At 72.1% G+C, this 12,955-nt stretch carries 9 protein-coding genes and 3 tRNA genes; 8 read left to right on the top strand and 4 right to left on the bottom strand.

The window, feature by feature from the left end; translation table 11 throughout:
• Positions 1-139: 139 nt before the first annotated feature.
• On the top strand, positions 140-3,298 hold the full coding sequence (locus tag O7629_RS07060; RefSeq protein ID WP_278168230.1) for a WD40 repeat domain-containing protein: 3,159 nt from the start codon (positions 140-142) through the stop codon (positions 3,296-3,298).
• Positions 3,299-3,484: 186 nt separating this feature from the next.
• Here O7629_RS07060 and O7629_RS07055 read toward each other — a convergent pair.
• The 3 genes from O7629_RS07055 to O7629_RS07045 all read right to left on the bottom strand — a co-directional run bounded on the left by O7629_RS07055 (position 3,485) and on the right by O7629_RS07045 (position 3,749).
• A tRNA-Val gene (locus O7629_RS07055) sits at positions 3,485-3,559 on the bottom strand.
• An 11-nt stretch (positions 3,560-3,570) separates the two neighbouring features.
• Positions 3,571-3,641, bottom strand: a tRNA-Cys gene (locus O7629_RS07050).
• A gap of 35 nt (positions 3,642-3,676) precedes the next feature.
• A tRNA-Gly gene (locus tag O7629_RS07045) sits at positions 3,677-3,749 on the bottom strand.
• Positions 3,750-4,002: 253 nt separating this feature from the next.
• Between O7629_RS07045 and O7629_RS07040 the strand changes: the two genes are divergently transcribed.
• From O7629_RS07040 to O7629_RS07015, 6 genes are all read left to right on the top strand, one after another.
• Positions 4,003-4,605: a TetR/AcrR family transcriptional regulator gene (locus tag O7629_RS07040; RefSeq protein ID WP_278168229.1), complete on the top strand. Its 603-nt coding sequence runs from the start codon at positions 4,003-4,005 to the stop codon at positions 4,603-4,605.
• A 201-nt stretch (positions 4,606-4,806) separates the two neighbouring features.
• Positions 4,807-5,850 carry a substrate-binding domain-containing protein gene (locus O7629_RS07035; RefSeq protein ID WP_278168228.1) on the top strand — a complete coding sequence of 348 codons (1,044 nt, stop codon included), beginning with the start codon at positions 4,807-4,809 and terminating at the stop codon, positions 5,848-5,850.
• A 50-nt stretch (positions 5,851-5,900) separates the two neighbouring features.
• Positions 5,901-6,359 carry an L-rhamnose mutarotase gene (locus tag O7629_RS07030; RefSeq protein ID WP_278168227.1) on the top strand — a complete coding sequence of 153 codons (459 nt, stop codon included), beginning with the start codon at positions 5,901-5,903 and terminating at the stop codon, positions 6,357-6,359.
• A complete protein-coding gene (rhaI, locus tag O7629_RS07025) occupies positions 6,356-7,516 on the top strand; it encodes an L-rhamnose isomerase (RefSeq protein ID WP_278168226.1) in 1,161 nt (386 codons plus the stop codon). Before O7629_RS07030 ends, rhaI begins: the two co-directional genes overlap by 4 nt.
• A gap of 1 nt (position 7,517) precedes the next feature.
• The gene (locus tag O7629_RS07020; RefSeq protein WP_278168225.1) at positions 7,518-9,674 is read left to right on the top strand and encodes a bifunctional aldolase/short-chain dehydrogenase; all 2,157 of its coding nucleotides are present in this window, start codon (positions 7,518-7,520) and stop codon (positions 9,672-9,674) included.
• Positions 9,671-11,152, top strand: a complete 1,482-nt coding sequence (locus O7629_RS07015; protein WP_278168224.1) for a rhamnulokinase family protein — start codon at positions 9,671-9,673, stop codon at positions 11,150-11,152. The genes O7629_RS07020 and O7629_RS07015 overlap by 4 nt, the downstream gene beginning before the upstream one ends.
• On the opposite strand, the gene O7629_RS07010 is transcribed toward O7629_RS07015, so the two are convergent.
• Positions 11,075-12,118, bottom strand: a complete 1,044-nt coding sequence (locus tag O7629_RS07010) for a hypothetical protein (protein WP_278168223.1) — start codon at positions 12,116-12,118, stop codon at positions 11,075-11,077. The genes O7629_RS07015 and O7629_RS07010 overlap by 78 nt on opposite strands.
• Before the next feature lie 143 nt (positions 12,119-12,261).
• Here O7629_RS07010 and O7629_RS07005 point away from each other — a divergent pair, with 143 nt between their 5' ends.
• Positions 12,262-12,954, top strand: a complete 693-nt coding sequence (locus tag O7629_RS07005) for a 50S ribosomal protein L11 methyltransferase (RefSeq protein ID WP_278168221.1) — start codon at positions 12,262-12,264, stop codon at positions 12,952-12,954.
• Position 12,955: the final 1 nt, after the last annotated feature.

The following is a 12,955-nucleotide window of genomic DNA, read 5'->3' as shown; positions in this document are numbered from 1 at the left end:
TCATCCCCCGGCTCGTTGCCGGGCCTGGCAAGAACATTCGCCCTCTGGGTCCGCGATGGTGCCAGGCATTTGGCAGCCGTAGGTTGATCACCGAACCCGAGAACCGGAGGCGATGTCGATGGTCGAGGAATCCCGGTGGATGGACAGTCCGCGAACGGGGCCGCATCGCACCTTCGCGCACGGCTGGGTCGAGTTGCTGACCGGCCGGGACGGTCGACTTGACCTGGTCGATGGCCGACAGCTCCTCGACCCGGTGACCGGGCGGGCCGGCCGGGACCGCTCGGGCCGGCATCGGTGGGAGGTGACCGCCCTGGCCGCCGGCCGTCTGCATGGCAGGGACGTCGTGGTGTCCGGCGACCGCCTGGGTACGGTCTGGGTCCGCGACGGGGTATCCGGCGCCCCCGTCGGTGAGGTGTTACGCACCGACGGGAAGGTGACCGCCCTCGCGATCGGCGACCACCAGGGGCGGGCGGCCGTGTTCGTGGCCGGTAACGACAGCCCGTGGGGCCCGGATGCCGCGATGATGCTCACCGTGTGGGATCCGGACACTGGTGAACGCACGCACGTGTACGGCGACGCGAAGGACGCCACGGTCCGTGCCCGGTTGGTTGACGGGCCGGCCGCGCAGACCGCCATCCATGCCCTGGTCACGTTCGCCGGGCGCATCGTCACGGTGGAAGCTGCCGGGTCCGGGCTGTGCGTGTGCGAGCCGGAGACCGGCTCGCCGGTCGGTCCGGTGTTCGGCGATGACGAGCCGTTCCGGACAGCGGCGACGACCGTCGACGACCGGCTCCTGGTGGCGACGTTGGAGAAGGGACGTGTGCGGGTGTGGTCCGCCCGCACCGGGGAGCCGGTCGGACCGCCTCTGGAGCCACCGACCGACGACCCCTTCTGGGAGGTGTGGTTGGGGCCGGTGGCGGGTCGGCTGACCGTGTTCGCCCAGACCCGCTCAGGGAGCGTGCGGGCTTTCACCCCGGACACTGGCGAACCGGCGCCGGTTGCGGTGGTCGACGGGCTCCACGTGGCGTCGATGGTCGTGGCGGACCTCGACGGACGCACCACGGTCGCGTCAAAGGACAACAACGATCCGTACTCCGCGTCCGTACTGGTGTGGACCGTTCCGTGCGGCGGTGCACCGGAACTGGTCGGCCGGTTCGGGTCGAACGCCAGCCACGTTGTCCTCGCCGCCGCCGGCGGCCGGCCGACCGTGGTCACCGGTGCCGTCGACGGTGGCGTGCGCCAGTTCGACCTCACGACGGGAGTGCAGTCCCCCAGCCTCTACCACGGCTGCGACACCAGCGGGCCGATGGTCGTGACCGAGGTCGACTCGCGGCCGACGCTGGTCGGCGGTGGCTCCGACGGGCTGGTCTGGCTCTGGGACGCGGTGAGCGGCACACCGCTGACGCGCCGGCCCTTGCCCGACACCGAGAACGTGATGCACCTGGCGGCCGCCCGGTGGTCGGGCCGCACAGTGGTGGCCGTCGGTGACGCATTCTGGAGGGGCGACACCTACTACCAGCGGGTCCGGCTGTGGGACCTCGCCACCTGGGCACCGATCGGCATGCCGCTGACCGTCGCCGGAACCTACGGGCACCTGACGTGCGTCGCCGTCGGCGATAGCCTGCTGGTGCTGCTCGCCCCCAGCTACGACGAGCCCCTGATCCGCTGGGATCCGGCCAGTGGTGAGGTCCGTGAGGATCGGCATCGGACCCAGGTCACCGCGCTCACGGCGGGAATGGTCGCCGGGCGGACGGTCGTGGCGACCGCCGAGGAGGGCCGGGGCGTGCGGGTGTGGGACGCGGCCACCGGCGACGACCTGTGCATTGTCACCGGCCATCCGGGACCGGTGTCCGCCGTCGGCATCGGCCGGGTCGGCGCCCGCGCCGTCTGCGCCACCGGCGGTCATGACGGCACCGCCCGGGTCTGGGACCTGGCGAGCGGAGCGCCGCTGGGCGAGCCGTACGTAATCAGACACAACCCCAACTGGGTCCGCGACCCGCAGACCGGTCGATGGGGTGAGGAGATATTCAACGCCGGTAGGTACGCGGTCAACGCCGTGGTGGTCACCGACTGGGACGGACGGCCGGCGCTGGCGGCCCGGGCGGTACGGCAACACGCCACGGACGGGCCGGTGCTGTGGTTCCTCAACGACCCGCCGGCCCCGACCGGACACCGCCTGGAGATCACGTGCATCGCCGCCGGAACGGTCGCCGGCCGGGCCGTCTTCGTCACCGGCAGCGTGGACGGGAGCCTGCTGCGGTGGGACGCGGCCACGGGGCAGCTCACCGGCGAGCCGCTCACCGCAGGCACCCCGCACCCCGCTCCGATCACCTGTGTGGCCCTGGCCGAAGTCGACGGCCGCAGCGTCGTCGTGGCCGGCGACAAGAGCGGCGACATCCTGTGCTGGGACGCCGCCAGTGGTGAACGGCTGCCGCCGCTGGGCCGGTTCGTCGGACCCGTCCATGAGCTGTCCGTGGCCAGGCACGACGGCCGCGTCCTCGTCCTGGCCGGAGGCAGCGACGAGGACCACCGCGACGACATCGGCGTTGGCGTCGAGGAGGACCAGGACGAGGACGCCTTCGGCATCTCGTCCGAGGTTGAATTCGACAGCGAATTCTTCGACAGCGCCAATCCCGTCACCGTGTTCCGCTGCTGGGATCTCGGCACCGGCGAACCGTACGGCGAGACGCAGCGGCTCGCCAGGTACTGGCACCTGGTTCGTCAGGAGCTGACGGTGGTCGACGGAAGGTTCGTCGCCGCGACGTTGATCGGGGCGGCCGTGGTCGACATCCCGGGCGACTGCGGCGTGTGGGCGTGGGACGTCGAAACCCGCCAGCGGGTCGGACCGACCCACGGGTACCTGGCGGAGGATCACCCCGCCTTCGCGGTTACCTTGGTGGACGGTCGAGCCGCAGCGGTGTTCACCGAGGACATCTACTCCGATCCCGACGATGAGGCGGAGGAACCGGAGCGCGGTCTCCAGGTGCGTGACCTCGCCACCGGCGAGCGGATCGGCGCGACGTTCCGCGACCACAAGTGCGGCGACTCGCAGTACGCGGACGCGGTTACCTCGTCGGTGCACCGGGGGCAGCCCGTCGTCTTCAGCTCCTGCGCTGGCACCCTGCGGGGATGGGATCCCCGCACCGGTGAGGCGATCCCGCCGAACCCCATCGCCGAGGTGCGGCTGTACTCCCTCGCGGCAGCGGTCGTCGCCGGGGAACCGGTCGTCGCCGGATACGGCTTCGAGGACACTGCGCCACAGATCTGGAACGCGGTCTCCGGCAGGGCGATCCGCTGACCGAGAGTGCCCTCCGGTTCAGCCTGGTCCTTCAGGTCGCAGTTCGAGTACGCCCATGCGGGGGTAACTGAGAAGCGCTGAGGGAGCGGGTCCGCTCCCTCAGCGCTCCCCCCGGTAAGGGCCGGGACAGCAAACAGGCCCGCTACCGGATGTCCGGTAGCGGGCCACGCGACGTGCTTGTATAGCTGGTGGGCGATACTGGGTTTGAACCAGTGACCTCTTCCGTGTCAAGGAAGCGCGCTCCCACTGCGCCAATCGCCCTCGTTGTGACGAGGTGGAGACGGGATTTGAACCCGTGTACACGGCTTTGCAGGCCGTTGCCTCGCCTCTCGGCCACTCCACCGAGGTTGCCCCCGACGTGCTGTGGTGGCATCTCCGAGCGGACGACGGGACTCGAACCCGCGACCCTCACCTTGGCAAGGTGATGCGCTACCAACTGCGCTACGTCCGCTTGTCTGCTGGCCTTCCCGCCCTCGGGCGTTCCTGCCAACGGATGAGAACTTTAGCCCAGCCGTCGCGAGAGTGCCAACTCGGGGGGTGTCCGGGCGCGCCCACGGCACGATACCCGACAAAGTTCTTATATCACCCCACGAGCCGCCTGGCTCCGTGAAATCGATTCGCCTTACCTGATCCCAGCCTCTTCCTGAGTCAGGAAATTGACTGGTAACTCATCGTATCGATGATAGTGCGTTACCGTGTTCGCCGTGACAAGACGTTCGGCCGAAGTACGCCTTGACTCGCTGCTGCGCACCGCCTGTGAGGTGATCGTGGAGCGTGGCCTGGCCAACACCCGCACCGCAGACGTGGCGGAAGCCGCCGGGGTGAGTCAGGCGCTGGTCTTCTACCATTTCTCCACCAAGGACCGGCTGCTCGCCGAGGCGTTCGCGTACGCCGCCGAGCAGGACCTGGCCCGGCTCGACACGGTCGTCCGGTCGTCCGCCGAGCCGCTGGAGAAACTGAAGAAGATCATTCGGCTGTACGCCCCGACCGGCAAGTCCAAGGCGTGGACGCTATGGATCGACGGTTGGTCGGAGTCGCTGCGTACCCCCGCCTTGAACCGGGTGTGCCGCAACCTCGACCTGCGCTGGAAAGAGGCACTGATCAAGGTGATCGCCACCGGGTGTGCCGACGGCACCTTCCAGTGCCCGGACCCGAAGGGCGCGGCTTGGCGGATCAACGCGCTGATCGACGGTCTGGCGGTGCAGGCCGCGATGCACGACCGGGTGGTTTCCCGCCGGCAGCTCACCGAGTGGATCCGGTTGGCCGTGGCGCGCGAGATCGGCCGCAAGCCGGAGGAGCTGGCCTGATCGTCGGCCGCGTCGAAACGGTTCAAACCGCCGCTTGACCCGCTGGGCGGGCGACCCGGCCCGCTCGGGCCGGTGGAACGGCAACCGGCGACCGGCCGACCTGCCACTGTCCGGCGACGGCCGGTAGGCGGATAATCGCCCCGGGAGCGGCCTGGACCTACCACCGGTGACCGCGCGCCGCCCGCAGAGAAGGAGGCCTGGGTGCCGGGAGCAGGGATCAGCATCCGGGACGTCGCCTCGCGGGCCGGCGTCTCCGTCGGCACCGTGTCGAACGTGCTCAACCGGCCGGACATCGTCGCGGCCGGCACCCGGTCCCGGGTGCTCGCCGCGATCAACGAACTCGGCTTCGTCCCCAACGACGCGGCCCGGCAACTACGCCGGGGCCGGGGCCGCACGTTGGGCCTGGTGGTGCTGGACGTGGCCAACCCGTTCTTCACCGACGTGGCCCGGGGCGTCGAGGACGCCACCAGCGGTGCCGGCATGCCGGTGATCTTCTGCAACAGCGACGGCGACGCCGGCAAGGAGAGCGCCTACCTGGACCTGCTGGAGGAGCAGCGGGTGCAGGGGGTGCTGATCACCCCGGTCGACGACGCCAGCGACCGGCTGCTGCGGCTACGCGATCGCGGCGTACTGGTGATTCTGCTGGACCGGCGGTCCCGCCGGCCGGACCTCTGCTCGGTCTCGGTCGACGACCGGCTCGGCGGCGAGCTGGCACTGCGCCATCTGATCGACGCCGGACACCGACGGATCGCGTACGTCGGCGGGCCCGGGCATCTGGAACAGGTCCGGGACCGGTACGCCGGGGCGGTCCGGGCGCTGACCGAGGCCGGACTCGACGAACGGCAGCTGCGCCGGTTCGACACGCCGAGCCTGACGGTGGCCGCCGGTAGGGACGCCGCCGCGCGGATGCTCGGTGTGCCCCGCACCTCCCGGGTGACCGCCGTGTTCTGCGCCAACGACCTGCTGGCCCTCGGGGTGCTGCAGGGACTGACTCGTCAGCAGGTACGGGTACCCGAGGACATCGCGCTGGTCGGCTACGACGACATCGAGTTCGCCGCGGCGGCGGCGGTGCCGCTGTCCTCGGTACGCCAGCCCCGGCAGCGGCTCGGGCAGACCGCAGCGGCGCTGCTGCTGGAGGAGGCGACCAGCCCGGACTCGCACCGCCACCGGCAGGTGGTCTTCGAGCCGGAGCTGGTGGTCCGCGAGTCCAGTCAGGATACTCGCGGCACCCGGTTGGACGGCTGATCCACGACCTTGACAGCCCGGTTTGGTCGCTCGTATGTTTGGGTCGGCTGTTGAAACGGTTCATTCGGGAGGTGCCGGTGCGGCGGTACTGCTTCGTGCTGCGGGTCCGACCGGATCGACTGGCCGAGTACCGGGCCCGGCACGCGGCCGTCTGGCCGGAGATGCTGCGTGCGCTGCGCGCCGCCGGCTGGCATGACTACGCGCTCTTCCTGCACCCCGACGGCCTGCTGGTCGGCCATGTCCGGGCTGACGATCTGGCCGCCGCACAGGCGGCGATGGCCCGCACCGAGGTCAACGCCCGGTGGCAGGCCGAGATGGCACCGTTCTTCACCGAGCTGGACGGCCGGCGCCCCGATGAGGGTTTCGTCCTGCTCGAGGAGATCTTCGACCTCGACGAGCAACTCGCCGCGCTCGACGGCCCGCACCCCGGCGATGCCCGGTCGCCTCGGCTGGGCCGGCCGCCACGACCGGCAGAAGACCCGACTTCGCACCAGAAACGAGTGATATGACCCGCCGGATCAAGGACGCGCTTCGGGAACAGCGAATCGAGGTGCCGTCCTGGGCGTACGGCAACTCGGGCACCCGGTTCAAGGTGTTCGGCCAGCCCGGGGTCCCCCGTACCCCCGAGGAGAAGATCGCCGACGCGGCCCAGGTGCACGCGGTCACCGGCATCGCCCCCACGGTCTCACTGCACATCCCGTGGGACCGGGTCGACGACTACGCCCAGCTCGCCCGGCACGCCGCCGACCTGGGGGTACGGATCGGCACCATCAACGCCAACGTCTTCTCCGACGACGACTACCGCCTCGGCAGCGTCACCAATCCCGACCCCCGGATCCGGCGCAAGGCCGTCGCTCACCTGCTCGACTGTGTCGACGTGATGGACGCCACCGGGTCGACCGACCTGAAGCTGTGGTTCGCCGACGGCACGAACTACCCCGGCCAGGACAGCATCCGTGTCCGACAGGACCGGCTCGCCGAGGCGCTCGATGTCACCTACGCCCGGCTCGGCGAGCATCAGCGGCTGCTGCTGGAGTACAAGCTGTTCGAGCCGGCCTTCTACACCACCGACGTGCCGGACTGGGGCACCGCGTACGCGCACTGCCTGCGACTCGGCGAGCGGGCCCAGGTGGTGATCGACACCGGCCACCACGCCCCGGGCACCAACATCGAGTTCATCGTGGCGTTCCTGCTGCGGGCCGGGCGGCTCGGCGCCTTCGACTTCAACTCCCGGTTCTACGCCGACGACGACCTGATGGTCGGCGCCGCCGACCCGTTCCAGCTCTTCCGGATCATGTTCGAGATCGTCTCGGCGGACGCGCTGCGCCCGGCCAGCGGCATCAACTTCATGCTCGACCAGTGCCACAACATCGAGCCGAAGATCCCCGGCCAGATCCGGTCCGTCCTCAACGTCCAGGAGGCCACCGCCAAGGCGCTGCTGGTCGACCCGGCGGCGCTGGCCGCCGCACAGTCCACCGGGGACGTGCTGGGCGCCAACGCCGTGCTGATGGACGCCTATCACACCGACGTACGGCCGTTGCTCCGCGAGCTGCGCGCCGAGCAGGGCCTGGACCCGGATCCGATGGCCGCCTACGCCCGCAGCGGGTACGCCGAACGGATCGTCGCCGAGCGGGCCGACGGCCAGCCGGCCGGTTGGGGGGCCTGAGATGGGCGGACAGCCACAAACCGCCGGACAGCCACAAACCGCCGGACAGCCACAAACCGCCGGACAGCCACAGCCCGCCGCCGGACACCCGCAGCCCGCCAGGCATCCCGAGGTCGCCGCGCTGCTGGCCCGGGGCCACCGGCTGGGCGCCGACCGGCGGACCACGAACTACGGTGGCGGCAACATCTCCGCCAAGGCCACCGCCGACGACCCGGTCACCGGCGACCCGGTCGAGCTGATGTGGGTCAAGGGTTCCGGCGGCGACATCGGCACGTTGACCGACGCCGGGCTGGCGGTGCTGCGGGTCGACCGGCTGCACGAGCTGGCCGGACGCTACCTGGGCCGCCGACACGGCAAGCCGGTCGGGCCGCGACGTGAGGACGAGATGGTGCCGGCGCTCGACTACTGCCTGCACGGTCGGGGCGGCGCGGCCCCGTCGATCGACACCGCGATGCACGGCCTGATCGACGCCGCCCACGTCGACCACCTGCACCCGGAGGCCGGGCTGGCCTTCGCCACGGCGGCCGACGGGCCCGAGCTGACCCGGCGCTGCTTCGGCGACCGGGTGCTGTGGGTGCCGTGGCGGCGGCCCGGCTTCCAGTTGGGCGTCGACATCGCCGCCCTGGCCCGGGACAATCCGCAGGCGATCGGCGTGATCCTCGGCGGGCACGGGATCACCGCGTGGGGGGCGACCAGCGACGAGTGCGAAGCCAGGTCAATGGAGATCATCTCCGGCATCGACCGGTTCCTGGCCGAACACGGCCGTCCGGAGCCGTTCGGGCCGGTCCGGGACGGGTACGCGGCGCTCGCCGCCGACCAGCGGGCCGCCCGCGCCGCCGCGCTCGCCCCGCTGATCCGTGGCCTGGTCAGCACCGACGGCCGGCAGGTCGGCCAGTTCAGCGACGACCCGGCGGTGCTGGACTTCCTGTCCCGTACGGCGCTCCCCCGGCTGGCCGAGCTCGGCACCTCCTGCCCGGACCACTTCCTACGGACCCGGGTCCGGCCCCTGCTGCTGGACCTGCCGGCGGACACCCCGCTGGCCGAGGTCCGCGACCGGCTCGGTGAGCTGCACCAGCGGTACCGGGACGCGTACCGGGCCTACTACCAGCGGTACGCCGGACCGGACTCGCCGCCGATGCGCGGCGCCGATCCGACGATCGTGCTGGTGCCGGGGGTCGGCATGTTCAGCTACGGGCGGGACGCCGCGACGGCCCGGATCGCCGGCGAGTACTACCGCAACGCGATCGAGGCGATGCGCGGCGCCGAGGCGGTGTCGACGTACACGCCGATCGGCGAGGCGGAGAAGTTCCGCATCGAATACTGGGCGTTGGAAGAGGCGAAGCTGCGCCGGCTGCCGGCGCCCCGGCCGTTGGCCGGGCGGGTCGCGCTGGTCACCGGCGGCGGGTCGGGTATCGGCGCGGCCACCGCCCGCCGGTTGGCCGGCGAGGGCGCCAGCGTGGTCGTCGCCGACCGCGACGGCGCGGCCGCCGCCGAGGTGGCCGGCGGGATCGGCGGGCCGGACCGGGCGGTCGCGGTCACCGTGGACGTCACCGACGCCAATGCGGTCGAGACGGCACTGGCGCGTGCCGCGCTGGTCTTCGGCGGGGTCGACCTGGTCGTCAACAACGCCGGGTTGTCGCTGTCCCGGCCGCTGCTGGAGACCACCGACGACGACTGGGACCGGCAGCACCGGGTGATGGCACGCGGGTCGTTCCTGGTGTCCCGGGCCGCCGCCCGGATCATGGTCGACCAGGCTCTCGGCGGCGACATCATCTACGTGGTCAGCAAGAACTCGGTGTTCGCCGGGCCGGAGAACGTCGCGTACGGCGCGGCAAAGGCGGATCAGGCGCACCAGGTGCGGCTGCTCGCCGCCGAGCTGGGCGCACACGGCATCCGGGTGAACGGCGTCAACCCGGACGGCGTGGTCCGCGGCTCGGGGATCTTCGCCGCCGGCTGGGGTGCCCAGCGGGCCGCCGTGTACGGCGTACCCGAGGCGGAGCTGGGCGCGTTCTACGCCCGCCGCACGCTGTTGAAGCGTGAGGTGCTGCCGGAGCACGTGGCGAACGCCGTCTTCGTGCTGGCCACCGACGACCTCTCCCACACCACCGGCACCCACCTGCCGGTCGACGCCGGCGTACCCGCGGCCTTCCTCCGGTGACCACCGACCGGGCGGCGGTGGCCGCCGTCGATCTCGGCGCGGCCAGCGGCCGGGTAATGCTCGGCGAGGTCGACCCGGACGGTGTCACGCTGACCGAGGTGCACCGGTTCGACAACGACGCGGTGCAGGTGGCCGGCACCCTGTACTGGGACGTACTGCGGCTGTACTCGCAGAGTGTGACCGGGTTGCGGGCGGCGGTGGCCCGCCGGGCCGATCTGACCAGCATCGGCGTCGATTCGTGGGCGGTCGACTACGGGCTGTTGGACAGCGGGGGTGATCTGCTCGCCAACCCGGTGCACTACCGCGACCGGCGCACCGACGGGGTCGCCGACCGGGTGGTCGCCCGGCTCGGCGCCGACCGGCTCTACCGGACCACCGGCGTGCAGCAACTGCCGTTCAACACGCTGTTCCAGCTGGTCGCCGCCGCCGACACGCCGACGCTGGCGGCCGCCGACCGGCTGCTGATGATCCCCGACCTGCTCGCCTACTGGCTGACCGGGCAGGTCGGCACCGAGGTCACCAACGCCTCCACCACCCAGCTGCTCGACGTGCGCACCCGCCGCTGGGCGACAGACGTGATCGCCGACGCCGGCATCCCGCAGCGGCTCTTCGGCCCGCTGCGCCGGCCGGGTGAGCCGGCCGGCGAACTGCGTCGTCAGGTACGGTCCGCGATCGGTGCCGACCGGCCGGTGCCGGTGACCACGGTCGGCTCGCACGACACCGCGTCGGCGGTGGTCGCCGTACCGGCGGTGGACGGATCGTTCGCGTTCATCTCGTGCGGCACCTGGTCGCTGGTCGGGCTCGAACTGGCCGCACCGGTGCTGTCGGCGGCCAGCCGGGCGGCGAACTTCAGCAACGAGGCCGGCGTCGACGGCACCGTACGGTACCTGCGTAACGTGATGGGTCTCTGGCTGCTGCAGGAATGCCTACGGCACTGGCGGGAGCGGGGCCGGCCGGTGGAGCTGGCGGCGGTACTCACGCAGGCCGCCCGCCAGCCGCCGCTCGCCGCGGTGGTCAACCCGGACGACCCGGCGTTCCTGCCACCCGGTGACATGCCGGCCCGGCTGGCCCGGGCGTGCGCGGACACCGGTCAGCCGGTGCCGGACTCGCCCGCCGCCGTGGTCCGCTGCGTCGTCGACAGCCTCGCCCTCGCCCACCGGTCGGCGGTACGTCAGGCGGCCGAACTCGCCGACCACGAGGTGACCGTGGTGCATCTGGTCGGCGGCGGAGCCCGCAACGAACTGCTCTGCCAGCTCACCGCGGACGCCTGCGGGCTGCCGGTGGTCGCCGGCCCGGTCGAGGCGACCGCGCTCGGCAACGTCGTGGTGCAGGCCCGAGCCGCCGGCACCGTCCGGGGCGGACTCGCCGAGCTGCGGGCGTTGATCCGACGCGGTCGCCGGTTACGGACGTATCTGCCCACGGCGGCCGGCGCCGAGGCCTGGCCGGCGGCGGCCGCCCGGGTCGGCCTGCCGGCCTGAGCCGAAGCGACCGGTCCGGCCGGCCCGACTCGACGGGCTCCAGCCGCCGAACGGGGGTGCCCCGGCGCCCACACCGGCACCGGCGACGGCCGGCACCGCGTCGTCGGGGTCGGCGAGGCCGCGCATCAGCCGGGCCCGGACCCGCAGCAGCAGGCCGAAGCCGACGAAGACCATCGCGCCGCCGGCGACGAACCAGGCGACCGGGATACCGGAGGCATCGCCGGCCGGGATCGCGTCCACCAGCTGCGGGCCACCACCACCGGCCCCGGCCGGTGCGTCGCCGTCCGGCACCGCGGCCTCGGGCTGGCTGCCCACCGGCTCCTCGGCCGACTCGGACGGCTCGGGATCCGAGCCACCGGGCTCGCCGACCACCGGCAGGGTCGCCGCAGTGTCGGCCAGCAACTGCGTGTTCTCGTCGTACGCCTCGACGGTGAAGGTCACCTTGCCCTCGGCGTCGTCGGCGAAGCTGAACTGGTACTGCGCGGTGACCGTGCGGTCGGCGCAGAGGATGCCGGGATCGAGCTGCACGTCGGTCAGCCGGGCGTCGTCACCGTCGGTCTGCACGTCGACCGCGAACGCCGCGCCCTGCTCGACCCGGGCCGCCCGGATCTCGTCGAGGCCGACACCGTCCGAGCGCAGCACCAACGACCAGCGGACCTTCTCGCACTCGCCGCCGAGGTTCCGGCTGACCACCACGGTCATCCCGACCGGCCCGGCACCCGCGACCGCCTCGTCCGGCAGCTCGGTGACCTGCGCCCGGTAGCCGCCCTGGGCGAACGCCGGTGTCGCCGCGGTCAGCACCAGTCCGGCCGCTGCGGCCAGCCCGACCCCGACCCGGGCCGCGATTCGCCCCACCCAGCTCACCACCTTCTCCGGGTTGCCACCCGGCATCCGTCCCAGCGTTGCCGTGTCGATCGTCCGTATCCGGTGCCCACCGGTACGGCCGTCGCCGTGTCCACTGGCCACGGTACGGCCGTACCGGTGGACCGGACAGGGTCCGTTCTTCTCACCCAGTGCGAACTGAAACGGGTTAATTCACCACCTGTGGTGAACCGGTAACCGCTGGCCGCGACCGGCGCTCGCCGGACCGACCGGGCACAATCCGGATGGTGACCACTGATCTGTCCAGCGCCGAGCTGTCGACCTTCGTCCGTGCCCACGCCCGGCTCGCCCCGGTGACCCACGTGCCGGAGCTGCGGCTCTACCAGGCGGCCGAGCCGATCGGCCTGTGGGAGCTGACCGAGGGCGAGTTCCGCAGCGAACAACCACCGCCGTTCTGGGCGTTCCCCTGGGCCGGCGGTCAGGCGTTGGCCCGGTTCCTGCTGGACCATCCGCAGACCGTCACCGGCCTGCGGGTGCTGGATCTGGCCAGCGGATCCGGGTTGGTCGCCATCGCGGCGGCCAGGGCAGCGGCGGCGACGGTACGCGCGGTCGACGTGGACCCGGTGGCCGGCGCCGCCGCCAGCCTCAACGCCGCCGCCAACCGGGTACGGCTGGACGTCACCGTCGCCGATCTGCTCGACGGCGATCACGGCGACGCGCAGGTGGTGCTGGCCGGTGACGTGTTCTACAGCGAGGCGATGGCCGCGCGGATGCTGCGCTTCCTGCTGGGCGCCGCCGCCGACGGAGCCCGGGTGCTGGTCGGTGACCCGGACCGGGCGTACCTGCCCCGGGAGCGGTTCACCGAGCTGGCCGACTACCAGGTGCCGGTGCCGCCGGCGCTGGAGAGCGTCCGGGTCCGGCGTACCCGGGTCTGGCAGCTGCGCCCGCCGGTCCGCCGCCCGGCGCGGGCGCTAGCGTGAC

The sequence above is a fragment of the Solwaraspora sp. WMMD792 genome, from assembly GCF_029626105.1.
GTDB lineage: Bacteria > Actinomycetota > Actinomycetes > Mycobacteriales > Micromonosporaceae > Micromonospora_E.
The sequence above is the reverse complement of the archived record's forward strand: the minus strand, read 5'-3'. Positions and strand labels throughout refer to the sequence as shown.

Excerpts from the sequence above, each read along its gene's own strand:
- O7629_RS07060 (WP_278168230.1), top strand. The coding sequence starts at position 140 with ATGGACAGTCCGCGAACGGGGCCGCATCGCACCTTCGCGCACGGCTGG.
- rhaI (WP_278168226.1), top strand. The coding sequence starts at position 6,356 with ATGACCCGCCGGATCAAGGACGCGCTTCGGGAACAGCGAATCGAGGTG.
- O7629_RS07020 (WP_278168225.1), top strand. The coding sequence starts at position 7,518 with ATGGGCGGACAGCCACAAACCGCCGGACAGCCACAAACCGCCGGACAG.